This is a genomic window from Actinomycetospora lutea (genome assembly GCF_028737205.1).
GTDB lineage: Bacteria > Actinomycetota > Actinomycetes > Mycobacteriales > Pseudonocardiaceae > Actinomycetospora > Actinomycetospora lutea.
Map to the genome: position 1 here is coordinate 99,399 of NZ_JAQZAL010000010.1, position 26,510 is coordinate 125,908.

Annotated in this window: 27 protein-coding genes; 18 read left to right on the forward strand and 9 right to left on the reverse strand. The window is 75.3% G+C overall.

The window, feature by feature from the left end:
• Window positions 1-99 precede the first annotated feature (99 nt).
• The 3 genes from PHK61_RS13040 to PHK61_RS13050 are packed head-to-tail and all read left to right on the forward strand — an operon-like array spanning window position 100 to window position 2,813.
• Window positions 100-924, forward strand: a complete 825-nt coding sequence (locus PHK61_RS13040) for a mycofactocin-coupled SDR family oxidoreductase (protein ID WP_274281411.1) — start codon at window positions 100-102, stop codon at window positions 922-924.
• Complete coding sequence (locus PHK61_RS13045; protein WP_274281412.1) at window positions 921-1,841, forward strand: AAA family ATPase; 921 nt, start codon at window positions 921-923, stop codon at window positions 1,839-1,841. The genes PHK61_RS13040 and PHK61_RS13045 overlap by 4 nt, the downstream gene beginning before the upstream one ends.
• Window positions 1,842-1,868: 27 nt before the next feature.
• Window positions 1,869-2,813, forward strand: coding sequence for a vWA domain-containing protein (locus PHK61_RS13050; RefSeq protein WP_274281413.1), 945 nt, complete (start codon window positions 1,869-1,871; stop codon window positions 2,811-2,813).
• Here PHK61_RS13050 and PHK61_RS13055 read toward each other — a convergent pair.
• The 3 genes from PHK61_RS13055 to PHK61_RS13065 all read right to left on the reverse strand — a co-directional run bounded on the left by PHK61_RS13055 (window position 2,790) and on the right by PHK61_RS13065 (window position 5,661).
• Entirely contained in the window at window positions 2,790-3,986 is a 1,197-nt protein-coding gene (locus PHK61_RS13055) for a DUF998 domain-containing protein (protein WP_274281505.1), read from the reverse strand. The genes PHK61_RS13050 and PHK61_RS13055 overlap by 24 nt on opposite strands.
• Window positions 3,987-4,021: 35 nt before the next feature.
• Complete coding sequence (locus tag PHK61_RS13060) at window positions 4,022-4,627, reverse strand: GNAT family N-acetyltransferase (RefSeq protein WP_274281414.1); 606 nt, start codon at window positions 4,625-4,627, stop codon at window positions 4,022-4,024.
• A gap of 65 nt (window positions 4,628-4,692) precedes the next feature.
• Window positions 4,693-5,661, reverse strand: coding sequence for an AraC family transcriptional regulator (locus PHK61_RS13065; protein ID WP_274281415.1), 969 nt, complete (start codon window positions 5,659-5,661; stop codon window positions 4,693-4,695).
• Between the two features lie 171 nt (window positions 5,662-5,832).
• On the opposite strand from PHK61_RS13065, the gene PHK61_RS13070 reads away from it, so the two are divergent.
• From PHK61_RS13070 to PHK61_RS13095, 6 genes are all read left to right on the forward strand, one after another.
• Entirely contained in the window at window positions 5,833-7,578 is a 1,746-nt protein-coding gene (locus PHK61_RS13070) for a PEP-utilizing enzyme (RefSeq protein WP_274281416.1), read from the forward strand.
• The gene (locus PHK61_RS13075) at window positions 7,575-8,387 is read left to right on the forward strand and encodes an inositol monophosphatase family protein (protein WP_274281417.1); all 813 of its coding nucleotides are present in this window, start codon (window positions 7,575-7,577) and stop codon (window positions 8,385-8,387) included. Before PHK61_RS13070 ends, PHK61_RS13075 begins: the two co-directional genes overlap by 4 nt.
• A complete protein-coding gene (locus PHK61_RS13080) occupies window positions 8,387-9,418 on the forward strand; it encodes a cobalamin-independent methionine synthase II family protein (RefSeq protein ID WP_274281418.1) in 1,032 nt (343 codons plus the stop codon). Before PHK61_RS13075 ends, PHK61_RS13080 begins: the two co-directional genes overlap by 1 nt.
• The gene (locus PHK61_RS13085; protein ID WP_274281419.1) at window positions 9,411-10,475 is read left to right on the forward strand and encodes a cobalamin-independent methionine synthase II family protein; all 1,065 of its coding nucleotides are present in this window, start codon (window positions 9,411-9,413) and stop codon (window positions 10,473-10,475) included. The genes PHK61_RS13080 and PHK61_RS13085 overlap by 8 nt, the downstream gene beginning before the upstream one ends.
• 105 nt (window positions 10,476-10,580) lie before the next feature.
• Window positions 10,581-11,393: a hypothetical protein gene (locus tag PHK61_RS13090; protein WP_274281420.1), complete on the forward strand. Its 813-nt coding sequence runs from the start codon at window positions 10,581-10,583 to the stop codon at window positions 11,391-11,393.
• Entirely contained in the window at window positions 11,390-12,595 is a 1,206-nt protein-coding gene (locus PHK61_RS13095) for a sigma-70 RNA polymerase sigma factor region 4 domain-containing protein (protein ID WP_274281421.1), read from the forward strand. The genes PHK61_RS13090 and PHK61_RS13095 overlap by 4 nt, the downstream gene beginning before the upstream one ends.
• Before the next feature lies 1 nt (window position 12,596).
• On the opposite strand, the gene PHK61_RS13100 is transcribed toward PHK61_RS13095, so the two are convergent.
• From PHK61_RS13100 to PHK61_RS13120, 5 genes are all read right to left on the reverse strand, one after another.
• Window positions 12,597-13,298 carry a hypothetical protein gene (locus PHK61_RS13100; protein WP_274281422.1) on the reverse strand — a complete coding sequence of 234 codons (702 nt, stop codon included), beginning with the start codon at window positions 13,296-13,298 and terminating at the stop codon, window positions 12,597-12,599.
• A gap of 87 nt (window positions 13,299-13,385) precedes the next feature.
• Window positions 13,386-13,730: a hypothetical protein gene (locus PHK61_RS13105; protein WP_274281423.1), complete on the reverse strand. Its 345-nt coding sequence runs from the start codon at window positions 13,728-13,730 to the stop codon at window positions 13,386-13,388.
• 7 nt (window positions 13,731-13,737) lie between these two features.
• A complete protein-coding gene (locus tag PHK61_RS13110) occupies window positions 13,738-14,094 on the reverse strand; it encodes a hypothetical protein (RefSeq protein WP_274281424.1) in 357 nt (118 codons plus the stop codon).
• Window positions 14,091-15,278 carry a WXG100 family type VII secretion target gene (locus PHK61_RS13115; RefSeq protein WP_274281425.1) on the reverse strand — a complete coding sequence of 396 codons (1,188 nt, stop codon included), beginning with the start codon at window positions 15,276-15,278 and terminating at the stop codon, window positions 14,091-14,093. Before PHK61_RS13115 ends, PHK61_RS13110 begins: the two co-directional genes overlap by 4 nt.
• A gap of 6 nt (window positions 15,279-15,284) precedes the next feature.
• A complete protein-coding gene (locus PHK61_RS13120) occupies window positions 15,285-15,575 on the reverse strand; it encodes a hypothetical protein (protein WP_274281426.1) in 291 nt (96 codons plus the stop codon).
• Between the two features lie 62 nt (window positions 15,576-15,637).
• Between PHK61_RS13120 and PHK61_RS13125 the strand changes: the two genes are divergently transcribed.
• From PHK61_RS13125 to PHK61_RS13155, 7 genes are all read left to right on the forward strand, one after another.
• A complete protein-coding gene (locus PHK61_RS13125) occupies window positions 15,638-16,111 on the forward strand; it encodes a DUF3293 domain-containing protein (protein WP_274281427.1) in 474 nt (157 codons plus the stop codon).
• Entirely contained in the window at window positions 16,099-16,512 is a 414-nt protein-coding gene (locus tag PHK61_RS13130; RefSeq protein WP_274281428.1) for a nitroreductase family deazaflavin-dependent oxidoreductase, read from the forward strand. The genes PHK61_RS13125 and PHK61_RS13130 overlap by 13 nt, the downstream gene beginning before the upstream one ends.
• Window positions 16,512-17,243 carry a uracil-DNA glycosylase gene (locus tag PHK61_RS13135; RefSeq protein WP_274281429.1) on the forward strand — a complete coding sequence of 244 codons (732 nt, stop codon included), beginning with the start codon at window positions 16,512-16,514 and terminating at the stop codon, window positions 17,241-17,243. The genes PHK61_RS13130 and PHK61_RS13135 overlap by 1 nt, the downstream gene beginning before the upstream one ends.
• Window positions 17,244-17,388: 145 nt before the next feature.
• Window positions 17,389-17,796, forward strand: a complete 408-nt coding sequence (locus tag PHK61_RS13140) for a hypothetical protein (protein ID WP_274281430.1) — start codon at window positions 17,389-17,391, stop codon at window positions 17,794-17,796.
• Between the two features lie 2 nt (window positions 17,797-17,798).
• On the forward strand, window positions 17,799-18,368 hold the full coding sequence (locus tag PHK61_RS13145) for a DUF3558 domain-containing protein (protein ID WP_274281431.1): 570 nt from the start codon (window positions 17,799-17,801) through the stop codon (window positions 18,366-18,368).
• Complete coding sequence (locus PHK61_RS13150; RefSeq protein ID WP_274281432.1) at window positions 18,365-18,949, forward strand: uridine kinase family protein; 585 nt, start codon at window positions 18,365-18,367, stop codon at window positions 18,947-18,949. Before PHK61_RS13145 ends, PHK61_RS13150 begins: the two co-directional genes overlap by 4 nt.
• Window positions 18,950-18,984: 35 nt before the next feature.
• Entirely contained in the window at window positions 18,985-20,049 is a 1,065-nt protein-coding gene (locus tag PHK61_RS13155; protein ID WP_274281433.1) for an EcsC family protein, read from the forward strand.
• Between the two features lie 31 nt (window positions 20,050-20,080).
• Here the strand turns inward: PHK61_RS13155 and PHK61_RS13160 are convergent, their stop codons facing one another.
• A complete protein-coding gene (locus tag PHK61_RS13160; RefSeq protein ID WP_274281434.1) occupies window positions 20,081-24,688 on the reverse strand; it encodes an AAA domain-containing protein in 4,608 nt (1,535 codons plus the stop codon).
• Between the two features lie 190 nt (window positions 24,689-24,878).
• On the opposite strand from PHK61_RS13160, the gene PHK61_RS13165 reads away from it, so the two are divergent.
• Window positions 24,879-26,063 carry a DUF2786 domain-containing protein gene (locus PHK61_RS13165; RefSeq protein WP_274281435.1) on the forward strand — a complete coding sequence of 395 codons (1,185 nt, stop codon included), beginning with the start codon at window positions 24,879-24,881 and terminating at the stop codon, window positions 26,061-26,063.
• Between the two features lie 16 nt (window positions 26,064-26,079).
• Window positions 26,080-26,481: a hypothetical protein gene (locus PHK61_RS13170; RefSeq protein WP_274281436.1), complete on the forward strand. Its 402-nt coding sequence runs from the start codon at window positions 26,080-26,082 to the stop codon at window positions 26,479-26,481.
• Window positions 26,482-26,510: the final 29 nt, after the last annotated feature.

Below are 26,510 nucleotides of genomic sequence, written 5' to 3' on the forward strand. Positions count from 1 at the left end.
GCGGCGAGCAACAAGATCGGCCGTCCGGCCGTGGCGTGATCGTCGTGGTGTGCGTCACGGTAGGGGGACGACGTTGTCGAAAGCTAAGGAGCCGCGAGCATGGGACAGCTCGACGGGAAGGTCGCCTTCATCACCGGAGCCGCCCGCGGACAGGGCCGCAGCCACGCGCTGCGCCTGGCGCAGGAGGGCGCCGATATCATCGGTGTCGACCTCTGCCAGCAGGTCGAGACGGTGCAGTACGCGATGTCCACGCCCGCGGACCTCGCCGAGACCGCGAAGCGGGTCGAGGACCTCGATCGCCGGATCGTCACACGCCAGGCCGACGTCCGCGACCGCGGCGCCCTGCAGGCGGCGTTCGACGAGGGCGTCGCCGAGCTCGGCCGGGTCGACATCGTGCTGGCCAACGCGGGCATCGCCAACCAGGTCGGCGGCGAGCCCGACGACGAGGAGCGCGGCTGGCAGGACGTCATCGACATCAACCTCACGGGCGTCTACCACACGGTGCGGGTCGCGGCGCCGCGCATGATCGAGCAGGGCGACGGCGGCGCCATCGTGCTGACGAGCTCGACGCAGGGCCTGTCCGGGCGCGGCGGCGACGGCGGCGGCGCGATGAGCGGCTACGCGGCGGCGAAGCACGGTGTCGTCGGGCTGATGCGGACGTTCGCGCACTGGCTCGCCCCGCACAACATCCGCGTCAACACCGTGCACCCCACCGGCGTGAACACGCCGATGGTCGTGAACCCGCAGCTCGAGGCGTGGATGAACGAGAACCCGGAGAAGGGCGACGCGCTCGCGAACCTCCTGCCCGTCGAGATGGTGGAGGCCGTCGACATCTCCAACGCGATCCTCTACCTCGTCAGCGACGCGGGCCGCTACGTCAGCGGCGTCACGCTGCCGGTCGACGCGGGGTTCAGCGTCAAGTGATCGACGATCTCGCCGACGTGCGGGAGAAGCTCGCCGCGCGGATGGTCGGCCGGGAGCGGGAGCTCGACCTGCTCCTGGCCGCCGTCGCGGCCGGGCGCGACGTCCTGCTCGAGGGCCCGCCGGGGACGTCGAAGTCGACGATCCTCGCCGCGATCACCGCGGAGTGGGGCGTGCCCATGGTGTTCGTCGAGGGCAACGCCGACCTGACCCCGACGCGGCTGGTGGGCCACCACAGCCCGGCGCGGGTGCTGCGCGAGGACTACTCGGCCGAGACGTTCGTGCCCGGGCCCCTGGTGGAGGCGATGCGCGGGGGCGGCTTCCTCTACGTCGAGGAGTTCAACCGCGCGCCCGAGGACACGCTGAACACGCTGCTCACGGCGATGGCCGAGCGTCGCCTCGCCGTGCCGCGCGTGGGCACCGTGGACGCGACGCCGTCGTTCCGCGTGGTCGCGACGATGAACCCGTACGACACGATCGGCACGACGCGCCTGTCGACCTCGGTGAGCGACCGGCTCTGCCGCCTCGCCGTCGACTACCAGGACGCCGACGCCGAGCGGGCGATCGTCGAGGCGCGCACCGACCTCGACGCGCCGCGCCTCGTCGCCGACGCCGTCGCCCTCACCCGCGCGACCCGCGCCCACGAGGCGATCCGCCAGGGCAGCAGCGTGCGCGGGGCGATCGACCTGGCGCTGGTGGTCGACCGGCTCGCCCGGCTGCGGGGGGTGGACATCCCGGACGACGGGTCGCTGCGGGACCTGCCCGCCGCGTACACCGAGCTGGTCCTCGACGGGATGCTGCTCGCGCTCTCGGGCCGCGTCCATCTCGACGAGGTCGTCGAGGCGACGCCCGAGGCCGTGCTGCGGTCGATCTGGGAGTCGTACTACGTGCTCGACCCGGCCCGCGCCGAGCCGGGTTGAAAGCAGGTCGCGGCGGACGGTCCGCTCGTGCACCGGTCGACGCGCCCGCTGCGCCGGAAGCCGAAGAAGCTCACCGACGAGCCGGCGCTCTACGAGCGTGCCGGCGCGGGCGGGGGGCTCGTGCTCTCGGAGGGCACGCGGCGGCGCCGGCGCGGTGACCGGTCGGTCGGCGGGCCGACGGCGCCGGGGGCGTCCGACGAGCCGGCCGAGCTCGTGGCGCTGGAGGACCTGGGCTCGTCCCGCGTCGATGATGTCGCCCGCGCCCGGTCCCGGCGGATCGCCCGGCGCCTGAGCCTGCGCCCGCCGACCGCGGAGGACCGGCACACCGGGGTGGCGGGCGAGCTGGTCAGCACCCGCTGGCACGGCGCGGGCGACGACCTCGATCTCGACCCGACCGTCGAGGTGCTCGCCACCAACCCGCTGCCCGAGGACGAGGACCTCATCGTCCGCGAGCGGCTGCGCACCGCGCGGACGGTGGTGCTCGCCGTCGACGTCTCGGGGTCGATGACCGGGGAGCGCGCGCTGACCGCGGCCGCGACCGTCGGCGCGCTGGCCGGCGAGCTGGGGCGCGACCGGCTGGCGGTGGTCGCGTTCTGGTCCGACGCCGCGGTGCTCGTGCGGCCCGGCGAGCGCGTGGCCCCGCTCGCGGTGCTCGACCTCCTCCTGCGCGTCCCCACCCGCGGGCTGACCAACGTCGCGTTCGCGCTGACCACGGCCGCGCGGCTCATCACGCAGGCCGGGTCGGGCGACGCGCGGGTGCTGCTGCTCTCCGACGCGGTGCACAACGCGGGCCCCGACCCGCGCGGGATCGCCGGTCGCCTGCCGCGGCTCGACGTGCTGCTCGACGTCTCCGGCGAGCGCGACGTGGAGCTGGGGCGCGAGCTCGCCCGCGTCGGGCGGGGACGCTGCCGGCTGGTGCGCGACCACCGGGACGTCGCGCCGGCGCTGTCAGCGCTGTTCAGCCCCATGTGAGCGAACTTCGGGCCGATAACCCCGAAGTTCGCTCACATGGGCGGCGACCACGACCGGCCAGATCGCCTGGGCGAGGATCACGATCCGCTGGGAGAGGCCGTACCAGGTGCCGTTGGTGACGAGCTGGGCCGTGAACCACACGACGAGCGCGGCCAGGACGACGGTCGCGATCGCCGAGGCGAGGCGCAGCCGCCGGTCGAGGGTCGGCGCGGCCACGAGGCCCAGGGGCCAGAGCGTGTAGGCCGCCCAGGCCAGGCCGCCGGCGACCATGTGCACCGCCGAATAGCCACCGACGGGCTGCGGGCTCAGGCCCGCGACCACGAGGAACGCGCCGCCCGCGGCGAGCAGGCGCCACGACGTCGACGGGACGCGGGGGCGCAGGCCCAGGGCGGTGAGCACCGTGAGGGCGCCGACCAGCACGAGCGTGCCGGCCATGATCCAGCGACTCGTCGCGCCGAGGCTCGACAGCGCGCTCGCCGACTGGTTCCACGGGTCGGGCAGCGGCTGGGCCGCCTGCGCGGCGAGGAGGCCGGCGACGAACACGACGGGGCCGAGCACCGCGAGGACGGCCGGCGACGGGCGGACACGGCGCACGGGCCACCCCACGACGACGATCGGCCACACGGTCTCGCCGAGGATCAGCGCGCGCTCGGCCACCCCGAGCCAGGTCCCGTCGGTCCAGGCCTGCGCGCACAGCCACGCGAGCAGCCCCAGCATGCCGGAGACGGCCACCGCGGAGCCACGCCGCAGCGCGGGGTCGAGGCTGCGGTCGGCGATCAGCGGGACGGGCCAGAGCACGAACGCGACGGCGGCGGTCACGGTGCCGGCCATGTGGATCGTCGAGCTGCCGTGCGCGGGCTGGACGGCGAGCGCGGCGACGATCACGGCGACCCCGCCGCCGCCCAGGATCGCCCGCGCCGCGGTGGGGACGCCACGCAGCCCGGCGGCGATCAGCACGTAGAGCACGCCGAGCAGGGTCAGGGCGGCGCCCATGATCCACCGGTCGGTCGCGCCGCGGCCCGCGAGCGTGCTGATCGTCTGACCGACCGCGTCGTAGGAGCCGACCGGCTGCACGGCCTCCGCGACGAGCGCGCCGGCGATCAGCACGACTGGGGCGGCGAGGGCCAGCGCGACGAGCGTCGGGCGGCGCCGACGGCCGAGCGCCTCGGGCATCAACGTCACGATCGGTCCCCCCTCGCGAGATCCTGTCAGGCCACCTCGCGGAGCATCAGCCACGTCCGGGGACCGGCGGTGTCCGGGACGGCCTCGCGCGCGACCGTGAAGCCGACCCGCTGGTACCAGGCGACGTTCGCCTCGCTCGTGGTCTCGAGGTACGCCGGGAGGCCGCGACGATCGGCGTCGGCGAGCGTCGGGGCCAGGAGCGTGGTGCCCACCCCGCGGCGCTGCCACACGGGATCGACACCGAGGGCCAGCAGGAACCAGTGCGGGTCGGGGACGAGCGCCCGGCGCTGCCCGTCGAGCCAGGACGTGTAGGCGGCGAACCGCCGGAACGCGCCCGGCCCGAGTGTCACGGGGAAGGCGAGCATGCCGGCGCGGGCCATGCCGACCAGGGACATGCCCGTCGCGCCCGGCGGCAGCCAGATCGCGACGCCGGCGCGCTCGGGTGTCGTCAGCGCGCGACCCGCGAGGCGGCCGTAGCGGACGGCGCCGCGGAAGAAGCGGTCGAGCTTGGCCGGACGCGCGGCCGCGTCGGGGAAGACGAACGTGAACATGCCGTCGTCGGCGAAGGCCCGCGCCGCGGCGGCCGCGGCTCCGGCGACGTCGTCCTCCCCCACCGGTACCGCGTCCCCCATGTCCCGGATGGTGCTCCGGGGAGGGCATGGGGTCCAGATGCCGACCCGTGTCCTCGGGACGCGGGTCAGCGACCCAACGTCGTGCTCGGCGCCTCCCCGAACCGTGTCCGGTACTCCGCCGCGAAGCGTCCGGCGTGCGCGAAGCCGTGCCGGTGGGCGACGTCGGCGACGGTCGTGGCGCCCGCCGGGTCGAGGTCGACGAGCTCGCGGTGGACGGCGTCGAGGCGCCGGCGGCGCAGGTAGGTCACCGGCCCGACACCGAACTCCGCGTGGAAGATCGTGCGCAGGGTCCGCTCACTGACGCCGGTCAGGCGCGCGAGCTCCGGCGCGGTCGGGGGGCGGGCGGGGTCGGCGGCCGCCCGGTCGAGCACCCGGCGCACCACCGTCGACGACGCCGGCGGGGCGGGCGCGCGCAGGGCGTCGGTGAACGAGTGCGGGTGCCCGAGCAGCAGCGCGGTCGACGCCGCGTTCTTCAGCGCCGCCCAGACCCGCGGCGGCGGGCCCTCGGGACCGGCGGCGGCGCACGTGCTGCGCACCAGCTCCGCCGCCCCGCTCACGGTGCCGCCGGCGCGCGGCATCTCGAGGTCGAAGGCCAGCGGGCCGTCGGGCGGCCGGCCGAGCAGGGCGCCGAGCTCGCGCTCGAGGTCCGCCCGGTCGATCTTGAGGACGAGCAGGTCGAGGCCCGCGTCCCACCGCATCGTCAGCGGTCCGGACGACGAGAACACCGCGCCGTACGCGGTGTCGGCGCGCACGCGCATGCCCCGGTGCTCGGCGCGGAAGCCGCCGCGCACGGGCAGGTGGACGGTGGCGAAGGCGTCGAGGGGATGGGAGCGGATCTCGACGGCAGCGCCGTAGGAGAACCGCAGCAGCCCCAGACCCTCGCCGGCCACCCACCGGACGTCGGCGCCGAACGCGGCCCCGTCGCGGCTCACGGTCATCCGGTGACCGGTCATGAGCTGCTCTGTGCGCTCGTGGGCCTCATCGGGGTGGCTGGTGCGGAAGCCCCCGCGGAGGACCGCCGTCGCACCCGCCATGCCCCGCACCTCCTCGTGCCGCGCCCGACGCTGGCCGGGCCCGGAGAGGGTGTCAAGGGCCACAGCCACGCGGCCGGAACCGGACGCCCTCGCCGGAAGCGGCTACCGGCCATCGGTGACCCGCTCCTAGCGTCCGTCGGCACCGCACCCCCAGCACGAGGACGTGAGCCGGTGACGACCACGGAAGAGTCGACCACGGTCGTGCCCCTCGGCGAGTACGCCGACGGCGACTTCTACCCCGGGTACGAGCCGCGGCTGGAGTCGCGGCCGTTCCTCGCCGAGCCGCTCGCGCCGTTCACGCGCGCCGACGAGGGCCGCTTCTGGATGCGCGACTCGCAGCACTTCGCCGAGGGCATCACGCCGGCGAGCATGGGGCTGCTCGAGGACGCGCAGACCTGGGGCACCCAGTACGGCGCCGAGATCGTGGGCATCCCGCCGACCGCCGGCATGGTCAACCGGATCGCCGGCGTCCACGTCTACCTCGGCCAGTGCCCGATCACCTCGCTGTGGCAGATGGGCGCCCGCGCCGAGCGCTTCGGGGCGTTCGCCGGACCGCGCCTGGCCGACTTCGCGGGCTACTGGGCGGGCTACCGCGCCGAGCTCGAGGCCGCCTACGCGCACTTCGACGCTCTCGACGTCGAGGCCATGGGGCGCGACGAGCTGCACGCTGCGCTGGTCGACGCGATCGCCTTCCACCGGCGCGGCTGGGGCGTGCACTTCGAGGTCATGTACCTGCTCGCGGCCAACTACGTCGCGCTGTTCCAGCTGGTCACCGACCTCGGGCTCGAGACCGGACAGATCCCCAAGTGGCTCGCCGGCGAGGAGACCGCGTACCTGCAGACCGACGAGGGGCTCTGGCGGCTCGCCGGGCGCGCCCGCGAGCTCGGTGTCGACGGGGCCCTCGCCGAGCCCACCGTCGAGGGTGTGCGCGCGGCGCTGGACGGGACGCCCGGCGGCGCCCGGTGGTGGGCGGAGCTCGAGGCGTTCCTCGCGGTCTGGGGCCAGCGCACCGACGAGACCGCGACGATGGACCGGCCCTCGTGGGCCGAGCACCCGGCGACGCCGCTGGGCACGATCCGCGAGTTCCTCACCCGGCCCGAGGGCCACGACTTCGCCGCGGCCCGGCGCGAGGTGCTCGCCGAGCGCGACCGCCTCGTGGACGCCGCGCGCGCGGCGATCGCCGAGGAGGACCGTGCCCGCTTCGACGAGGCGCTCGCCTCGAACCGCTCCGCGAACTTCGTCTGGTGGAACGAGGAGCACAACTTCCTCATCGACCGCCGCATCCACCTGCCGATCCGGCGCCTGACCCTCGCCGCCGCCGACCGGCTGGTCGCCGACGGGGGGCTCGACGCGCGCGAGGACGTCTTCTTCCTCTTCCGCCACGAGCTGCTCGACCTGCTCACCGGCGGCGGCCCGGCCGACTGCCGCTCGCTGGTCACCGCGCGCCGCGACTACTACGACCACTGGTCGGCGCGCGGGAGCGAGCTGCCGCCCGTCGTCGGCACCGTGCCCGACGCCGTCAACGACCCGATCATGACCGAGCTGTTCGGCCTCACCCCGGACTACTTCGCGACGATCAAGGGACAGCAGGCGACGGCGACGCTGTCCGGGTTCGCCGCCGCGCGCGGCACCGTCGTCGGCACCGCGCGCGTGATCCGCGCCGCGCAGGACATCGACCAGGTCCGCGACGGCGACATCCTCGTCTGCGGCGGCACGACCACCGAGTGGACGCCGGTGTTCGGGCTGGTCCGGGGGTGCGTCACCGACACCGGCGGCACCCTGTCGCACACCGCGATCATCGCCCGCGAGTACGGCCTGCCCTGCGTGGTCGGCACGGGGGTCGCCACCTCGACGATCAGGACCGGCGACCGCGTGCGCATCGACGGCGACCGCGGCGTGGTGGAGGTGCTGGGGTGACGCCCGACCTCGCCGAACTGGCCGGCGTGGCCGAGCGCGCCGCCCGCGCCGGTGGCGCGGTGCTCCTCGAGTACCAGGACAAGATCCTCGAGGTGACGCTCAAGGACACCCGCGTGGACGTCAGCTCCTCGGCCGACCTCGCCGCGCAGGAGGCCGTCATCGCAGCCATCACGGCCGAGCGGCCCGACGACGTCGTGCTCGGCGAGGAGGACGCGCCGGACACGAGCACCCCGGCGGCCGGCCTGCGCTGGTGGGTCGACCCGCTCGACGGCACGCGCGCGTTCATCGATGGCTTCCCGTGGTTCGCGACGGCGGTGTCGGTGACGCTCGACGGCGACCCGGTCGTCGCCGCGGTCTACGACCCGCTGCGCGACGAGCTCTACGCCGCCGTCCGCGGCGGGGGCGCGACGTGCAACGGGCGCCCGCTGCAGGTGTCCCCGGCGACCCGCGCCGCCGAGGTCGTCGTGGTGGTGCAGGCGCAGTCGTCCGACCCGGTCGTCATCGCCGAGTTCGCCCGGCTGATGCGGGCGATGCTCACGGTGTCGGGCGGCGTGCGCTTCCCGGGCGCCCCGGCCCTGGTCATGGCGCACATCGCCGCCGGTCACCTCGGCGGCTACGTCGAGCGCGACATGCCGCCGTGGGACGTGGCGGGCGGGCGGCTGCTCGTCGAGGAGGCCGGCGGGCGCGTCACCGACTTCGACGGGCAGCGCCGCGACGCCTCCACCCGCTACGACGTCGTCGCCAGCAGCGGCGGCGGCGTGCACGACGAGATCGTCGCCGCCACCGGCATGCGCTTCGAGGAGGGCTGATGACCGTCAACACCGAGATCGCGGTGACGACGACCGGCGGCTGGGCCCGTCCGGGCTGGTGGGACGTCGTCGAGCCGGCGGAGGCCGCGGGACGCCTCGGGCCCGACGACGAGCGCGAGCTCTACGACGACTACTGCCGCCTGGCGATCGACGACCAGGAGCGCTGCGGGCTCGACATCGTCACCGACGGGGAGCACCGGCGCCGCGGCTGGATCGAGAACATCACCGCCGCGCTGCCCGGCCTCGAGCTGCAGCCCGCGCCGCGGCGTCTCGGCGCGCTGGGCTACGACATGCTCGACGTCTGGAAGGTCACCCAGCCGCTCGACGAGCTCGCCTGGATGTGGGACTTCGTCGGCGAGTACCGCTTCCTGCGCGCCGCCACCGACCGACGCCCACGCGTCGGGATGCCGGGGCCGTACGGGATGACGACCGAGCTGGACTTCCGCGACGTCTACCCGTCGCGCAAGGCCTGCGCGGAGGCGCTGGTGCCGGCGCTGCGCGGGCACATCCGCGAGCTGCTGGACGCCGGCTGCGACTACATCCAGCTCGAGGAGCCGATCACCCCGGCCGTCGCGGACGACGACCGCAGCCCCGCGTCGATGGTCGAGATCATCAACAAGGTCGTCGACGGGTTCGACGGCTGCACCTTCACCGTGCACATCTGCTTCGGCTCGTTCCGGCGCCTGCCCTACGCCAAGCGGACCTACCGCTGGCTCTTCCCGACCCTGCTCGACGCCCACGTCCACGGGTTCAGCCTGGAGTTCGGCGGGCGGGAGATGGCCGAGATCGACCTCGTCGGCCAGTGGGACCCGGGCCGGATCCTCTCGGCGGGTCTCGTCGACATCAAGACGCACTACGCCGAGACCCCCGACGACCTCGTCGAACGCCTCCGGACGTGCCTGAAGTACCGGAGCCCGGAGGCGCTGGAGATCTCGACCGACTGCGGGCTGCGGCGGGTGCCGCGGAACCTGGCCATCGCGAAGATGACCGCCGCCGCGCAGGCCGCCGAGAGGGTGCGTCGGGATGGCTGACGTGACCATCAGGGCCGAGACGGTCGGCAGCTTCCTGCGGCCGCCCCTGCTCCGGGACGCCATGGAGATCGGCGTCACCGACCTCCGCCCGCTGCAGGACCAGGCGGTGCTCGAGGTGCTCGAGCTGCAGCGATCCGTGGGGCTGCCGGTGGTCGGGGACGGCGAGATGCGTCGGCGCATCTGGCACGGCCCGGTCCTCGACGTCACCGACGGGTTCGACCCCGAGGGCTTCACGCGGACGTGGACGAGCGATGACGGGCGGACCGCCTCGCACACCTCGCCGGTGGTGGCGTCGCGCCTCACCGAGCGCGGCAGCCTCGTCGACGTCGAGGCGGGGTTCGTGCTGACCCACGCCGACCGGCCGGTGAAGGTGACCCTGCCCGTCCCGACCAACTTCCTGAGCTACTGGACCGCCGGCGTCTCCGACCGCGCCTACCCGGACCCGCAGGAGTTCCTCGACGACCTCGTCGCGATCATGAACCGGCAGGCGCGGGCGCTGGCCGACGCCGGGGTGCGCTACCTGCAGCTCGACGCGCCCAAGTACACGTTCCTGGACAACCGGCGGCTCTTCCCCGACCCCGAGCGCTGGCAGGAGCGGCTGGCCGAGTACGTGCGCACCGACCGGCGGGTGTTCGACGGTCTGCCCGACGAGGTCGTCACCGGCATCCACATCTGCCGCGGCAACTACCGCAGCATGTACGAGAGCACCGTGCCCTACGACGAGATGGGCGAGGTCCTGTTCTCGGAGGCGCGCTACGACCGGCTGCTGCTCGAGTACGACGACGCCCGCGCCGGCGGCTTCGGCGCGCTGCGCCACGTGCGGCCCGACAGCACCGCGGTCCTCGGCCTGGTCACCACCAAGCACCCCGAGCCGGAGTCCGTCGACGACCTGCGCCGGCGGATCGACGAGGCGGCGTCGGTCCTGCCCCTGGGGCAGCTGGCCCTCAGCCCGCAGTGCGGGTTCGCCAGCACCTGGGAGGGCAACGAGCTCTCGGCGGACGACCAGCGACGCAAGCTGGAGACGGTCGTGCGGACGGCGGAGCTGGTCTGGTCGTAGGTCGATCGAACGACACGTCTGTGGTTCCAGTGGTCACGATCGGGTCACTGAGGTATTGCGGACAGGGGGTGATGACGCGCGAACGGGTGAGCTATGGTCCGCCTTGTGAGCCAGTCGGGTGACGCCACTCAGATCAATGTGTTCGACCTGACGAAGCGGGGTTACAACCCGAACCAGGTCGACGGACACGTCCAGGCCCTGCTGTCGCGGGTCGAGGTGCTCGAACACGCGCACCAGCAGGAGCAGCAGCGCGCGGACGAGGCCGAGGCGGAGCTGACCCGCCTCCGCCGGAACGAGCGTCCGTCCGACGGCGAGGGCGAGGCCGTGCAGAACGGCTTCGGCCACCGCATCGAGCGCGTGCTGCGCGTCGCCGAGCAGGAGGCCGCGAACGCCCGCGCCACCGCGGCGCGCGAGGCGTCGGCGCTGATGGAGCCCACGCGCAAGGAGGCCGACTCGCACCGCCAGGACATCGAGCAGAACCTGGCCGCCCGGCGGGCCGCGCTCGACGAGGAGGCCGCGCGACGCCGCGCCGACCTCGACGAGCGGGAGCGCGAGCTCGACGAGCAGGCCTCCGCCACCCGCGAGGAGGCCGAGCAGACGCTCGCGGAGGCGCGGATGGGCGCCGAGCAGATCACCCGCGAGGCCGAGGCCGAGGCCCAGCGCCGTCGCGACGACACCGAGTCGAGCATCCGCCGGCGCCACACCGAGGCCGAGAACGAGCTCCAGCGCCTCAAGGGCCTGCACGACGGCGTGCGCACGGACCTCGGCCGCCTCCTCGAGTCGCTGTCGGGCCAGCTCCCGCACCGCGACGGCCAGCGCCACCTCGCCGTCGCCGCGGCACAGGGTGACGCGAACACCGCGGTCCACCCGGTACACGCCGACCACGGCGCGCGGATCGACGAGACCGGGCGGACGTGACCGCCGGGCGGGCGGCGCCCTCGCGGTGGGGCGCGGTGACCGTGCCCGGAGGGTCGCGCGCGTCCGTGCCGGCGAGCGACCGGACGGTCGTGATGGCGCCTGGCGTCGCCCCGCCCCTGGTACGGGCCCAGCAGGCCCTCGAGGGCCTGCCGTCGGTGCAGCGCCGGGCGCTGGTCCTGCGCTGGTCGCACGGCATGGCGGTGCCCGAGATCGCCGCGCTCGACGCTGTCCCGCCCGACGTCGTCGAGCGCCGTCTCGTCCACGGTGCGCTCGCGTTCGCCCACCTCCTCGGTGTCCCGTCCGGGGTGACGAGCCCCGGTGTCGTCGCGGCCCGCGAGATCGCCGCCCTGGGTCCGCGCGCGGAGCTGCCGCACGCGGCGGGTCGTGCTCCCGCGCGCGTGTCGGTCGTGGCCTCGGCACCCGTGGTCGACGCGGCGGCGACCGGACCGGCCACCACCCCGCCCCTCGACGAGTCGCGGGACCGCCGCCTGCCGTTCGCCGCCGCCTGCCTCGCCGCCGCCTCCGCGGCCGCGCTCGGCGTCGCGGCCGCCACGGCGAACATCGACGCGACCGGGCTCGCGGGCGACTCCGCCGGCCCGGCCGCGGGCACCGGCCCGGCGCCCGGGCTCGGCGCCGTGATCCCCGGCCCCGGCGCGGTGGGCGCCGGCCCGGCCGCTCCGGCGATCGACGATCTCGGCCCGGGCGGGGCGCCGCCTGCGACAGACGGCGCGGGTCCCCCCTCGCTCGCGGCGGCCAGCGGGCCGGGACCGGGCGGAGCGGTCGGCGTCGTGCCGGGTGGTGGTGGGCCCGTCGGCAGTGGACCCGCGGGCGCCTCGGCCGTCGGCGGTGGGCCCGTCGGCGGCGCAGCCGCGGGTGGCTCGCCGGATGGTCGCGCTCCTGGCGGTGGCTCCGGTGGCTCTGCTCGTCCGCAGGGCGGGGGCTCGGTGGCGCCGTCGTCTCCGTCCGCACCTGCGAGCTCGACGGCGCCGTCGTCCAGCGCCGACCCGGCACCGAGCTCGCCGTCCGCCGCACCGACCCGCGACGACCCGCCCCCGCGCGCGAACGCCTCGACCGGAGGCCGCGGCGGCGGTCGCGATGACCGTGGCGAGGCCGGACGCGAGCAGGGGCGCGGCGGGGGCGACGCCGGCCGCGGCGAGGGTCGCGGTGGTGGCCCGAGCGGCGAGCGGAGCGGCGGTCGCTGAGTCATCGTCCGGGGCGCCGGTCGACCACCTCCTCCCCGGCGAGGGACGGTGGCGAGACGTCGTCGACCAGGCGGAGATCGGCCACGTAGATCGCGTCGTCGGTGACCTCGGCCGGCTCGGGCACCGCGTCGAGGCGCATCGCGTCCGCCGGGCGGTGGGTCGTGCGCCGGTACCGGCGGATCTCGCGCACGCGGTAGCGACGCCGGCACAGGGCCACGGCCTCGCCGTGCTCGGTGCCGGCCGCCAGCTCCGGTTCGAGATAGAGCGCGCCCTCGATCCACAGCCGCCCCTCGCCGGGCTCCGCCGCGGCCCAGTTGACGGGAAAGAGCCTGCCGTCGACGTCGAGGACGTCCACCCGGCAGCTGCACAGGTCGCTCTCGAGCGGGGCCGTGAGCAGCGAGCCGCGGCCGTCGAAGCACCCGAACTCGTCGACCTTCCACGTCTCGGTCTCCGAGAGCGCCGGCAGGTACCCGGCGGCGTAGATCGCGGGCGCGACCTGCAGCTCCTGCCCGACGGCGATGGTCGACAGCTCCCCGGCCGCGAGGTGGTGCGGGAGGAGCTGGACCGTCACCTCGCCGTCCCACCGCTCCTCGCGCACCGCCCGCCGCCCGAGCGTGCGGCGCACGAAGTCGTCGCTGCCCTCGTGGTGGCGCCCGGCCACCGTCCGTTCCCTGCTCCGCCGCGTCCGCGGGGGTTTCGCCATGTCTGCCTCCTCGGCTCTCCCTGAATTGGAGAGCGGGGAGGTCCGATCGGTTCCCTCGGCATGGGGGCCTGTGGACAACTCGGGGCCTCAGGTGGTGCGGACCTCTTCCGGCAGCGCGAAACTGCAGGGCTCACCGGGTACGAGGACGAGGTCGCCGTCCAGCGCGCGGCGCACGTGGTCCTCGACGACGGCGGCCGCCTCGTGGGCGCCGGCGGACCAGGGCGTGAAACCACCCTCGGCGTCCGGCTCACCGCAGACCAGTCGGCCCTCGCGCACCAGCCCGACGAGCAACGGTCCTGCCCGGCGGAGGAGCGGCAGCCGACCCTCCCCTCCCTCGACGATCTTCACCACGGCGATCGCACCGAACAGATCGAGCCAGTCCCCGCGCGCTTCGTCGAGGAGGTCGCTCTCGAGCTCGCTGTCAGTGGCCATGGGGCGACTACGCGTCGAGACGGTCGAGCAGCTCCGGAGCCGCGAACCAGCACACCTCGCCGAGTGGGATGTACCCGTGCTCCCGAATGACCTCGTCTGCGGTCCGGCGGACACGGAGCGCCAGCTCGCCGCCCGCGCCCTCCCACCTCAGGAACCCACTCGTCGTGAGATCCCCGGCCACCAGCCTGCCGCTCGCCACCAGGTGGGCTGCGACCTCCACGGATCGTCGGGACCGGGCGGGCTCCCCCTGCTCGAACCCCTCGTACACGCCGACACACTGATTGATGAACGCGAAGCTGACCCAGTCGCCCCGACCCTCCTCGAGGATCTCCGTCTCGATCGTCATCTCCGTCAGGAAACTCACCTCTTCGGCAGATGGACCTTGAAGGACCCGTTGTCGGGACTGTGGACCTCGGTGACGGGCAGCTGGGTCGAACCGGCCACCGGTCGGTACATGACCCGCGTCCCGTCCGGCAGCAGCACCATCTCACCGGGCAGTGACGTGTCCTCGATGCGCTGGCCCCCCGCCGACAGCTCGTCGAAGACTTGACGCACCTCTTCGGGCGTGTCCATCTCGCGCGGCACGATGCGCCGCCCGGGCGAGACGCCGGGCCGGCCGATGTGCGCACCGCCGGTAGCCGCATGCTCCGCCGCTGTGCGCCCTCGGTAACGGCCTGACGAGGGCGTCGAGCCTTCGACAGAGTCGGGTGCGCCCGAGCCCACCGCATCGGCCGCGTGGACGGTGCGCTCCACGCGCCCCGCGACACCAGCTCCACCGACGGCGGAGAGACCGGCACCCGTGAGCGCCTCGCCCGCCCAGCGCGTCGGGTTGGTGGCGGCCTCGCGCGGGCTCAGGGCCTGGGCGATCGTCTCGACGGGATGCGTGACGGTGTGGGCGACGCCGGTGGCGAGGTCCCCCCAGCCCTCGACGGCGGTCGCGGGCTCGACGAGGAAGCGGGTCGGGTTGACCTGCCACAGGAACTGGCCGGTCGACGAGAGCTCCGACCACACGCCGCCGGCGAAGTCGCCCAGGAAGCCGCCGACCTGCTGCGCCACCGACGGCGCGGGCGGCGCGAGGTCCCGAGCGTGGCCGACGATCGGCGCGGCCCGATCACCGGCCTCGACCACCGCCGCCCGCGCCGCGTGCAGGCGCTCGACCGCCGCCGCCCGCCCCATCTCACCGGGATCGGCCTGATCCAGGGGGCGTGGGTGCGCACTCAGCGCCTGCGCCGCTGCCCAGTCCGCCGCCGCGACCTCCGCCTCGCCCCGGGCCCACTCGAGGACCTCGACGTAGTCGCCGATCGCGTCGGCGGCCCGGAGGAACGCCTCGCCGGTCCCGGTCCACTGCACCGGTACCGGCGCGAAGACGCGACGGAAGGACTCGGCGGCCTCGCCCTGCCAATCGCCCGTGTCGATGCGGCGCAGGCCGTCCCCCGCCCCGACGAGCGCCGCGCCGAGTCGCGACACGGCCGTCCGGGTCGCCCGCACGGCGTCCGGGTCGCCGGGGACGAGCGCCGTCGGGTCGGCGGTCTCTCCCAGCCCCGGCACGGGTCGTCACCGCCCCCACCGGAACTCGTCGACGACCAGACCCTCGGCCTCCGCGTACGCACGCGCCGCCTCATCGAGTCCCCGGGCCAGGGCGTTGCCGTCGTCGGTGAGGTTGGCCAGACCGTGCGACCAACGCTCGCCGAAGTCGGCCGCGACGGCTCCCAAGGACCGGTGGCCGAAGGACGACCGGGACGTCACCAGCTCGTCGACGTCGTGCGCGGCGAGCTCCGCCATGACCGCGTCGACGCCGTGGGCGGCGTCCAGCAACGCCTGGAGCACCACCCGCACGTCGGCCACGGGCGCGACGGTAGGCAGTCCGCGCGTCGTCGAGGTGCGGTTCCGCGCAGAATCGCGTCCCGATGAGCAGAGCCGCGCGGACCGAGGACTACACGCGCGCGGTCCTGCGCGTCCCCGACCTGTCCCTGACCCTCCGACCGCGCCCGGCGGGCCACCTCGCCGGGACGTTCCCCTTCGAGGCGCCGGTCCACGTCGTCACCGCCCACAACCCGGGCGCCGAGCGTCCCGGCGCGACGGAGAACGCGGCGCGGCAGGCCCGTCTCGAGGAGGACCTCGATGCGCGGGGCCTGCGGTGGTGGCGCACGGTCGCCGGCGCCGAGGACGGATCGCACGCCGAGGAGGGCGCGCTCGTGGTCGGACTCGACGACGTGGCCGCGTGCGCCCTCGGCGCGGCGTGGGGCCAGGACGCCGTGTTCCGGTGGAGCAGCACCGCCTGGACCGTCCTCGCCTGCGACGGCTCACCGCCGGTCGATCTCGGGTGGGCGACCGCATCCTCGGCCCGAGCACCCCGCCCAGGGGCAGGATGGTCGTCGTGAGCGACTGGAATCAGCAGATCATCGAGGAGTTCCGCGCCAACGAGGGGCGCGTCGGCGGACCGTTCGAGGGTGCGCCGTTGCTGTTGCTGCACCACACCGGCCGGAAGTCCGGAGCCGAGCGCGTGACGCCGATGATGTACCAGGCCGTCGGCGACGCCTACGCGGTCTTTGCCTCCTACGCCGGCGCCGACGTCCACCCCGCCTGGTACCACAACATGCTCGCGAACCCCGACGTCAGCGCCGAGATCGGCACCGAGACCGTGGCCCTCCGCGCGCGCGACCTGCCCGCCGACGAGCGCGATCCCATCTGGGAGAAGCAGAAGAAGGACTACCCGGGCTTCGCCGACTACGAGACCAAGACCGACCGCACCATCCCGGTCGTGCTGCTCGAACGCCGCTGATGACGCGCCCGGTGTGGAACAAGCTCGCCCACAAGCGGGGCGAGCTGCTCAGCCGCGACCTCGCCCCCGAGGTGCACGCCGAGCGCTGGGCGCAGCGGTTCGACGGCATGGTCGGCGAGCTCAACCGTTGGGTCGACCATGTCCGGGACACGACCTACGAGAACCTCCCCTACTTCGACCCGGCAGGCGGCGGCGCGGGAGCGCGCGTGCTCGTGCTTCTCCAGGACCCGTCGGGCGAGGCGGAGGAGGGCTCGGGGTTCGTCAGCAAGCACAACAACGACCCCACCGCGCACAACACGTACATCGCCGCCGAGCGCGCCAAGCTCGGCTACGACATCTCGCTGCACTGGAACGTGGTGCCGTGGTGGGTCGCGAACCCGGCGAAGCCCGTGCGATCGCTGGAGAAGGAGGCCGTCCGGGCGCAGCCATATCTCGTCGCGCTGCTCGAGATGCTGGATCCGCCGCCGTCGGAGGTCGTGCTGCTCGGCAAGCCGGCCGCCCGGGCCTGGACGCGGCTGGTGCGGGCCGGACTGCCGGAGAGGTTGCGCGACGCAACGGTGGCGCGGGCTCCGCACCCGAGCCCGCTGGTCTTCCCGCGCGTCGACCCCGCCACCGGGCGGGGCAACAGCGACATGATCGTCGAGGCGATGCGGCTGGCCGGCCAGCGCGCCCGCGGGGAGAAGGTGCGGCCGGCGGCGGGCGGCCCGGCGGGGCGGCGGCGTCCGTTCTGAGAGGGCGGGGACTCTCCGTGAGGATGCTTCGGTTCCCGAAGCACGTCCACCGACGTCGCCCGGTTCTCGCGTCCCGCCCCTACGGCGGCGGAGATCTCGCTAGCGTCTCGGCGCGAGACGGTCGGGCGAGCGGGAGGACGGCGCGATGACCGAACAGCCCCTGCCCCCGCCGCTGCAGGCGGACTCGCCGGTCACGCTGCCCGATGGCCGCACCGTCCCGCGCTACCGGCCGCCGGAAGTCGGGGGCGGCTCGTTCACGGTGGACCTGGCCCGTGCGCCGGAGGCGATCCGGGAACTGGAGACGGCACGGGACGAGCTTCTCGACATCAAACGCGAAGCCGAGAGGCTCGGCCGTGTCGAAGCGCCCACGAGGGACCTGGTGAGCATCGACGCAGCACAGCTCCTCGGCACCGTCGCCGTCGGCGGTCCGGGTTCCCTCCTGGTCGCTCTCGACCAGGGCATCCAGCAGATCGAGCTGATGCTCGAATCCCTGCGATCGAGCCTCGAGCAGTATCGGGACTCCGACGACCACGTGCGTGCGGACCTCAGCTGACGATGAGCCTGCGACCCGCGGCGCCGGCGCTGCTGCTGGCGATCGTCCTGACCTCCTGTTCCGCGCAAGATTCACAAGTACCCGCTCCCCGACCGATGAACGAGCGCCATGGCGCCCCGCCGATCTCCTCGCCGAGAGACGTCACGGGCTTCACGACTGACCCGTGCAACGCCCTCCTGACCGAGGCACAGCTCGGGGCACTCGGGTTCGATGACGTGGGCCGCACCTCGGCGGTCGAGTCCACCGGCGAGCCGTCGTGCGAGTGGGGCGGGAGGAACTCGAGGCAGGCGCTCGACGTGGTCGTCGTGAGCAGGCGAGACGTCCTGGTCGATACGTATCGTGTCCGGCTGTTCGCCGTGTTCGAGCCGGTCGAGATCGGCGGTCTGCCGGCCGTCCGCGAGCAGTCCTACATGGGTTCGATCTCTTGCACGATCACCGTCGGAACAGCTGACGGGCAGGGACTCGTGACGAACTACTCGGAGCTCGACGGAGGGCAGGCCGACGACCCGTGCGGACGAGGCCAACGCGCCGCGGAGCAGATGGTCGCGAACCTCCCGCCCCTGCAGAAGTGACATCCATCAGCATTTTCACCTCCACCCTGACCTCGCTCCCCGCGTCGGTCGGGTCCACCGTGCTGGTCGGGATCGACGGGTTCTCCGGCGCCGGGAAGACCGCGCTGGCCGAGGACCTGGCCGCGCACGACGACATCACCGTCTTCTCGATCGAGGAGTTCTACCTCGGGTGGGCGGGTCTCGCGGAGGGTCCGGGGCGGGTGGTCGCGGGGCTCGTCCAGCCGCTGCGCCGCGGCGAGCAGCCGCGGTGGCGGGCGTGGGACTGGGAGCGCGGCGCAGAGGGCCCCGGGCGGGAGCGGCCGGTGAGCACGCGCGTCGTCGTCCTCGAGGGGTGCGGCGCCGGAGCGCGGGTGCTGCGTGGGCACGAGGCGCTGACCGTGTGGGTCGACGCCGACCCGCAGGAGCGGGAAGGCCGGCTCCGGCGCCGCGAGGATTGGCCGCTCTACGCGCCGCACCGGGACGCCTGGCGACACACCGAGCACGCGCTCGCCGAGCGTGAGGGGCTGCCCGGTGCCGCGGACCTCGTCGTGCGACGTCACGCGGACGGATCGCTGGAATCGTCTCCGTCACCTCGTCGATGAGACTGTGTGTCCTCGCGGTGGGTACCGTCCCGGCTGTGAGCACGACGACGGACGATCCTGCACCGACGACGCCGGACGTCTCCCCCGCCGACGCCGAGCGCTGGCGCGAGGTCGTGCAGTGGAAGGACCGGGAGCTGCAGAGCTCCACCGGGATGTTCAGCCCGGTGCTGAGCGGTCTCGCCGGGGTCCGGTCCGAGGTCACGTCGTTCCTGCGCCGCGTCCCCGGTGTCTCGCAGGTCGACGACGGCGTGCAGACGGCGCTCCACCAGCTCGCGGCCGCCGGCGCCGGGGCGGGCGCGGCGACCCTGCGGCGCGACGCGGTGTTCGCCGACTTCCGCGCGCAGGGCCACGACGTCACCGACTTCAAGGACATCCGCGACCTCGACATCACCGACATCGAGACGGCGATGCCGCGCCTCGACCTCGGCTACACGGTGTTCGCCGGGGTCCAGGGCGGCGTCACCGGCATCCTGACCACGACGGGCGTCACCGCGGCGGCCGGCGGCACGGGCGGCGCCGGGCTCGGCAGCCTGCCGGGGATCGCGGTGATGGTCGCGGCGCTCACCGGCGACACGCTGCTCACGGTCGCATCGTGCACGCGGGCCGTCGCGCACGTCGCCGCCTACCACGGCTACGACGTCACGAAGCGCTCCGAACAGATCATCGCGCTGGCGGTCCTCGCGGTCGGGCTGTCGTCGGACGAGGACGCGCCGCAGGCGTACCAGGACCTCTCCGAGCTGATCACCGCCAAGACCGAGGAGAACCAGAAGCGCAAGCAGCAGCAGGCGCAGATCAAGCGGCTCGGCCAGGCGGTGTACCAGCGTCTGCTGGGTCAGATCGGGCAGCGGGAGCTCGCGCAGCTGGTGCCGGTGCTCGGCGTCGGCGTGGGCGCGGTGCTGTCGGCGCGGCTGCTGGCGAAGGTGGTCGACACCGCCGAGCACCTCTACCGCGAGCGCTTCCTGCACGACAAGTACGAGCTGCCCTTCGGCGTCGAGCTGCCGTTCGACCCCGCGCACTACGCGCCCTACGTCGACGGTGAGCCCGACGACGGCGGCGACGACATGGACGACGAGGGCGACGAGATCTTCGCGGGCGCCTGAGCCGGGCGCCGGCGTGCCGCGCCGGCGAACATCAGCCCTCCCCGGACTCCGCGAGGTGGGCGCGGACGTCGGCGACCGAGGTGAGCACCTTGTAGCCGAGCTCGCGGAGGCGGTCGCGGGCCGGGTCGGCGACGTCGGGATCGAGCACGACGGGCGGGGCGAGGGCCCGGCGGCTGATCCCGGTCGGCCAGAGCGCGGCGGCGTCGGTGAGCACGCCGCCGCCGCGCGGGTCGTGCACGCGGGCGTCGCGGCGCGGGGGCGGGAAGCCCTGGGCGGCGAGGTCGGCCACGAGGTCGTCGAGCGTCTCGGGCACCGCACCCCCGAGCACCGCGCGCCCCGAGCGGCCGCGCCGCGGGCGGTACTCGGTGTGGTCGCCGGGCGCGGACTCGACGACCGCGAGCGGACCGGTCGGCGCCTGCGGTGTGATCCCGGCGGCCGACGCCGCGTCGAGCACCGGGGTCAGCGCGCCCTCGGGGTCGGCGACGTACCGGGACTCGGCGACACGCACCACCGGCCAGCCGCAGCGGCGCAGGTCGTGCTCGGCCTCGACGTCGGCGCGGGTCACGGCCCGGCGCTGCTCGTCGCCGTCGCAGAGCACCGCGAGCCTGCCCGTCGCGCCGGTGACGACGAGGTCGAGCACGCGCCCGTGCACCTCGACCTGCGGGACCACCGCGAACCCCCGCTCGGACAGGTCGGCGAACACCCGCTGCGCGAACAGGCTGCCGAACGCGGGGTGGCGGTGCTCGCGGTCGACCTCGGCGGGCGCCGGACGGTTCTCCGGCGCGCCCGCGGACCCGACCGGTTCCACCGCCGTGACGTGCTCGAGGAGCTTGCGCCGCAGGTCGGCCTCGCTGAGCTCCTCGGCGCCCACCGAGTGGAAGAGCCACATCTGGTCGCGGGCGCGCGAGGCGGCGACGTTGAACGCCTGCCGGTAGCGCTCGGCGGTCAGCGCCACGAGCCGATGGCCCGGCGCCACGACCATCGACAGCCACACGACGTGGCGCTCGTCGCCCTGGAAGTCCGCGGCGACGCCGACCCGCAGGCGGCGGCGCTCCCACTCCGGCACCGGCAGGCGCGCGCGGAGCATCCCGTCGATCAGCTCGACCTGCCCGTGGCCCTGCAGCACGACCACCCCGAACGTCGCGCCCGCGTAGGCCGGGTCGTCGGCGCAGCGCGCCACGGCGTCGACGAGCGCGCGCGCCTCGGCGTCGTTGGCCAGCGACGACCCCTGTCCGCGCACCGCGGCGTCCGGCACGAACGTCGCGCGCAGCGGCGGCAGGCGGTCGGCGCCGAACTGGCGCAGCGGCACGAGGGGGGCGTCACCGTCCCCGGGCCCGCGGTAGAACTCCCGCGACGACCAGCCCACGATCTCGGGCATCGAGCGGAAGTGCTCGCGTAGCCGTATCGGCGGCCCGAACGTCGCGCGGAACACCGAGAACACGCTGGCCCGCGGCGTGAACTGACTGCGCAGGTAGAACGGCACCTCGGGCAGGTCGGTCTCCAGCCGCGCGAACGCGGGCTCGAGCGAGCCGACACCGACGTCGGCGGGGGTGCACTGCCGGTCGTCGCCGACGACGATCACGCGCGGCGCCAGCCAGAGCAGGAACAGGCTGGTCAGGTCGGCCTGGCTGGCCTCGTCGACGATCACGACGTCGAACGCGTCCGGGCGGGCTTCGACGGCGGCGAGCACCTCGCGGATCGGCATCACCCAGGCGGGGACGGCGTCCCGGGCGACCTCGACGGCCTCGCGGGCGGCGGCGCGGTAGCGGTCGGCGTGGCGCCCCGTGCCCTTCCCCACCGCGGCGACCGACGCGCGGTGGCTCTGCAGCGCGCGCATCTGCTCGGCGGTGATCCGGGTCAGCGTCGCCCGCCACGCCTTCGCCGCCGCCAGCCGGGCCGTCACGCCGGCGAGCTCGACGTCGAGGTCGGCGAGCCGGTCCGGCGCGTCCTGCACGGCCGCCCACCGCCGCGCCCGCGCCGCCGCCCGCGCGTACGCCCAGGCCTGCTCGAAGCGCTCCTCGCGCTCCGGCCAGGGCTCGCCGGCGTGGGCCCGCAGGAGCGCGGCGGCACCGGGCGCGGCCTGGTCCAGACGGTCGCCGAGGGCGTCGGCGCGGCGCTGGTCGCGGGCCTGCGCGTGCGCGGTCTCGACCGCGAGCACGGCGTCGGTGTAGGCGTCGGGGTCACGACGGCGCAGGGCGTCGAGCACCGCGACGAGCTCCGGGGCCTGACGCGCGGGCGGCACCCCGGCCTGCACGCGCTCGACGACCTCGTCCAGCTCGCCGCGCGCGAGCTCGGCGGCCCGGGTGTCGTCGACGTCGAGGGTCAGCGTGGTGAGCACGCGCAGGCGGGCGAGGGAGTCGATGCGCGGGCGGTCGTCGGGCGGCAGCGCGGCGAGCAGCCGGCGCACCCCCATCGCCGCGGTCAGCACCCGGCCCACCGCCCGGCACGTCGCCCGCAGCGCCAGGGCCTGCTCGACGAGCAGCGCGCGGTGCTCGGCGCGGCGCAGCGGGTGCCCGAGCGGGCCGAAGCCCTCGGAGAGCCGGTCGGTGAGCTCGAGGATGCGCAGGTGGTGGGCGATCGCGGATGCCCCGGAGACGGTGGCGGGGTCGGCGCCGTGCACGTGGATGCCCGCGAGGTGGGGCTCGACGGCCTTCTGCTCGTCGGGCTTGAACACCCGCCGGGTCGTGCCGCCGTCGGCGAGGAAGGCCGCGAAGCGCTCGACGACCGGCGCGGCCGCGGCGACGTCGACCCCGTCGTCGACGCGGACCTGCGCGGGGCCGGCGCGCCGGTCGTGCTCGAGCACCGCGTCGACCGCGCGCAGCCCGTCGGTCGCGCGCGCCCACAGGTGCCCGGCGCGCCCGGAGAGCACGGCGTCGGCGACCCCGTGCGCCCACCCTCCGTCGACCCCGGCCTCGTCACCGGTCTCGTCGAGCTCGGCGAGCGCGTCGGCCACCCGCCGGCTGACCTCGGGCAGGTGCGCGGCCGCGTCGGGGGGCAGGCCGCCGAGCGCGGCGACGATGTCGCCGACGTCGCCCGAGGTGGCGTCCAGGCCGCGCAGGACGGCGACGGCGAGCTCGGCGACGTGGTCCTCGGGCGGCAGCTCGACCGGCTGCGGCAGCACCAGCCGCGTCCGCTCGCGACGCTCCGGGGTCTCGCTCGCGAGCAGGCCCCGCAGGGTGCGGAACTCGGCGGTCGACAGCGGCGGCGCGGCCGGCAGGTCGACGTCGGGGCCGACGACGTCGGCGAGCCACCCGTCGCGCCCGTGCGCCGACCGCAGCCGGCGGGCGACCTCGGGGCGCGTGCCGGTCATGCCGGGACCGAGGTCGCGCTGGACGGCGGTCTCGGCGGCGCGCTCGGCGACCACGGCTTCGAGCGCCGCCTCGCGCTCGGCCCGCAGCCCGTCGCGGCGCTCGACGAGGTCCGCGATCGTGCCGTCGGTCTCGTCGGGGTCGACCTCGGTGCTGCGCGCGGCGAGGCCGGCGATGCCCGGGTCGTCGTCGTCCGCGTCCGCCAGGGAGAGGCACAGGTCGCGCATCTCGGCCGGCAGCTTGTCGCGCAGCACCCGCAGTGCCTGGGCTTTCTCGCTGGTCACGAGCACGCGACGGCCCTCGGCGAGCAGGGCGCAGAGCAGGTTGGCGATCGTGTGGGTCTTGCCGGTGCCCGGCGGGCCCTCGACGACGACCCCGGAGTCGCGGCCCAGCCGACCGAGGATGCGGCCCTGCGCGGCCCCGACGGGCAGCGGGAACAGGGGGTCGGTGACGGGCGGCTCGTCGTGGCCGGTCCGCGCGAGCCACGCGGCGCGGTCGGCGGGCTCGATCGCCGCGACGAGCTGGGCGAGGCCGACCGGGAGCGGGCGTGTGTGCTCGGCGAGGTCCGCGACCATCGCGTCGTAGAACGTGCGCAGGGCGGCGGCCCCGCGGCGCCGCGCGACCAGCGTCGGCGCGGGCACGAGGACGGTGCCGGGTCCGGTCGGGCCGATCCAGTCGTCGCCGCGGCTGTGCTCGACGCGCAGGCGGCGGTCGGCCCACCCGGCGAGGACGTCGACGAGGTCGGGGTCGAGCGGCGAGGCGGGCGCGGGCGCGTCGGCGGCGACGGTGTCGTCGACGAGCCCGGTGCCTGCGAGCAGCTCCTCGTCCTCCCAGACGGTCGCGTCGCCGGCGAGGGTCACGACCATGTCGTCCCCGTCGTGCGCGATGCGCACCGGGCGGGACAGGAGGTGCACGCGGACGTCCTGGTCGGGGGCGTGCAGCAGGCCGCCGGCCAGGACGAGCTCGACGGCCTCGGGCTGGTCGGCGGCGGCGCGCATGAGGTCGAACAGCGCGTCGAACGTCGCCCGCATGGGGCCTTCGGCGGGGGCGCGGAGGATCTCGTCTCCGGCCGCGCGGGGGCGGCGGACCGCGGACTGGTCGGCGACGTCCACCAGCGCGAGCTCGCCGACGTGATGGCGGGTGTGCCGCACCGGACGGGCGCGGGCGAGCGCCACGCGCCGCAGGACGCCGACGAAGCGCTGGACGCGGTCGCGCAGGGCGGGGTCGTGCTCCGGGGTGGTCGAGGCGGGCACCTCGGCGCGGCCGTTGGTGCGGGCCGCGTCGTGCGGGCGGGCGGGCGGTGCCTCGACCGGCTCCTGCGGCACGCCCACGCGCACGCTCCCTTCCTGGCCCTGCATCAGCCCCCGCTGCGACGGACCACGATCGCATCCCGCCCCCGGCCCGACCACGCACGCCCGGGCTCGACGAGGATCCGACCGGGGGAAATCCGTCGGCTCCCGGGTGGAACCGTGCGGGACCCGCGCCCGTCGAACACCCTGACGGACCGGGCAGGGAGGGCGGATGGTGACGAACGCAGGGTCGGACGACCCGCAGGAGGCGGCGCGCTTCCTCGCCGGAGTCGCGGCGGCCGGGGGACGCGGCGAGCAGGTCACGGCGGTCCTGCGGGCGCGCTACACGTCGCGGACGCTGCTGGCGGGCGCCGAGCTGGCCCTGCTCGACGCGGCGGACGCGCTGCACGCGCGGGGGTGGGGCCCGCGCGACGTCGGCGAGGTGGTCCGCCGCCGGCTGTCGGCGGGGCGGGTGGTGCTGGCCGTCGACGTGCTGAGCGCGGCGGCCGCCCGCCGTCCGCGCGGTGACGCGGCGCTGGACGCCGACCTCGCGGACCTCGCGGCGACGCCGCCGGCGCGCGACGTGCCGCTGGTGGCGCAGTGGAGCTCGGTGCGCGGCCTCGACCCCGACGACGCGCTGGCCGCGAGCGTCGCGCTCGTGGGCCTGCTGCGCTCGCTGCCGACGCTGCCCTGGCTCGGCGCCCAGGAGCGGGCCCCCGAGGGGGTCGACGCCCGGGTGCTCGCGCGGGTGCGGGCGCTGCTGGCCAAGGCCGAGTCCACCGAGTACCCCGAGGAGGCCGAGGCGCTCTCCGCCAAGGCCCAGGAGCTGATGGGCCGGCACGCGCTGGAGCAGGCACTGGTCGCAGGGCCGGCCGAGGCGGAGCCCCGGGCGGCGGCGCGGCGGTTGTGGCTCGACCCGCCCTACGCGAGCGCCAAGTCCAGCCTCGTGCACCAGGTGGCGGGCGCCAACCGGTGCCGGGCGGTCAGCCTCGCCGCGCTCGACATGGTCACCGTCATCGGGCACGCCGCCGACCTCGCGACGGTCGAGCTGCTGGTCACGTCCCTGCTGGTCCAGGCCGACCGGGCGATGCTGGCCGCCGACGACAGGTCGGTGCCCCGGTCACGGACGCGCTCGTTCCGCCACGCCTTCTTCCTGGCGTACGCCACGCGGATCGGCGAGCGCCTCACCGCGGCGGCGCACGAGGCCCAGGCCCACGCGCGCGCCGAGCTGGGCGAGGGTCTGCTGCCGGTGCTCGCCGCGCGGGCCGAGGTGGTCGAGCGCACGGTCGGCGAGCTCTTCCCGCGGCTGACCCGCCGGCGCTTCAGCGTCGGCAACGGCGCGGGCTGGGCCGCCGGGCGCGCGGCCGCCGACGCCGCCAGCCTGACCCCGGGCCGCGACGCGCTCGCCGAGCGGTAGGCGCGAGGATGCACCCGTGCCCGGCAACCGCGAACGACGCGCCGCCAAACAGCGTCGCCGCGACGCCAAGCGGGGCTACACCCCCGACGCCGGGTCCGCCGCCGGCCCGACCGACCCCGGACTGCCGCCCGAGACGCTGCAGGCCCTGCTGCGGCGCGCGGCGGCGGACCTCGCCGCCGGTGACGAGGGCGCGCTCACCGAGCTGCGCCGCGTCCTCGCCGAGCACCTCGCACGCCGCCGCGGCCGCGTGCTGGCCGCGTGCGACGTGGTGACCGCGGAGGTGGGCGGTCCTCCGGACGGCGACCTCGGGACCGCGCTCGCCGCCGGGGAGACCGTGTCGGCGTGGGCCGAGCGCACCGGCGCGCGCACCGAGGAGGCGGCGGTCGCGACCGTCCGCCTGCTCGCGTCCTTGACCTGAACAATGGTCGAGGTTCTACCGTCGACGAC

Excerpts from the sequence above, each read along its gene's own strand:
- PHK61_RS13125 (WP_274281427.1), top strand. The coding sequence starts at position 15,638 with ATGAGCAGAGCCGCGCGGACCGAGGACTACACGCGCGCGGTCCTGCGC.
- PHK61_RS13065 (WP_274281415.1), bottom strand. The coding sequence starts at position 5,661 with ATGGCGGGTGCGACGGCGGTCCTCCGCGGGGGCTTCCGCACCAGCCAC.
- PHK61_RS13165 (WP_274281435.1), top strand. The coding sequence starts at position 24,879 with ATGGTGACGAACGCAGGGTCGGACGACCCGCAGGAGGCGGCGCGCTTC.
- PHK61_RS13105 (WP_274281423.1), bottom strand. The coding sequence starts at position 13,730 with ATGGCCACTGACAGCGAGCTCGAGAGCGACCTCCTCGACGAAGCGCGC.
- PHK61_RS13140 (WP_274281430.1), top strand. The coding sequence starts at position 17,389 with ATGACCGAACAGCCCCTGCCCCCGCCGCTGCAGGCGGACTCGCCGGTC.
- PHK61_RS13080 (WP_274281418.1), top strand. The coding sequence starts at position 8,387 with ATGACCGTCAACACCGAGATCGCGGTGACGACGACCGGCGGCTGGGCC.
- PHK61_RS13055 (WP_274281505.1), bottom strand. The coding sequence starts at position 3,986 with ATGCCCGAGGCGCTCGGCCGTCGGCGCCGCCCGACGCTCGTCGCGCTG.
- PHK61_RS13060 (WP_274281414.1), bottom strand. The coding sequence starts at position 4,627 with ATGGGGGACGCGGTACCGGTGGGGGAGGACGACGTCGCCGGAGCCGCG.
- PHK61_RS13085 (WP_274281419.1), top strand. The coding sequence starts at position 9,411 with ATGGCTGACGTGACCATCAGGGCCGAGACGGTCGGCAGCTTCCTGCGG.
- PHK61_RS13135 (WP_274281429.1), top strand. The coding sequence starts at position 16,512 with ATGACGCGCCCGGTGTGGAACAAGCTCGCCCACAAGCGGGGCGAGCTG.
- PHK61_RS13100 (WP_274281422.1), bottom strand. The coding sequence starts at position 13,298 with ATGGCGAAACCCCCGCGGACGCGGCGGAGCAGGGAACGGACGGTGGCC.
- PHK61_RS13145 (WP_274281431.1), top strand. The coding sequence starts at position 17,799 with ATGAGCCTGCGACCCGCGGCGCCGGCGCTGCTGCTGGCGATCGTCCTG.
- PHK61_RS13040 (WP_274281411.1), top strand. The coding sequence starts at position 100 with ATGGGACAGCTCGACGGGAAGGTCGCCTTCATCACCGGAGCCGCCCGC.
- PHK61_RS13130 (WP_274281428.1), top strand. The coding sequence starts at position 16,099 with ATGGTCGTCGTGAGCGACTGGAATCAGCAGATCATCGAGGAGTTCCGC.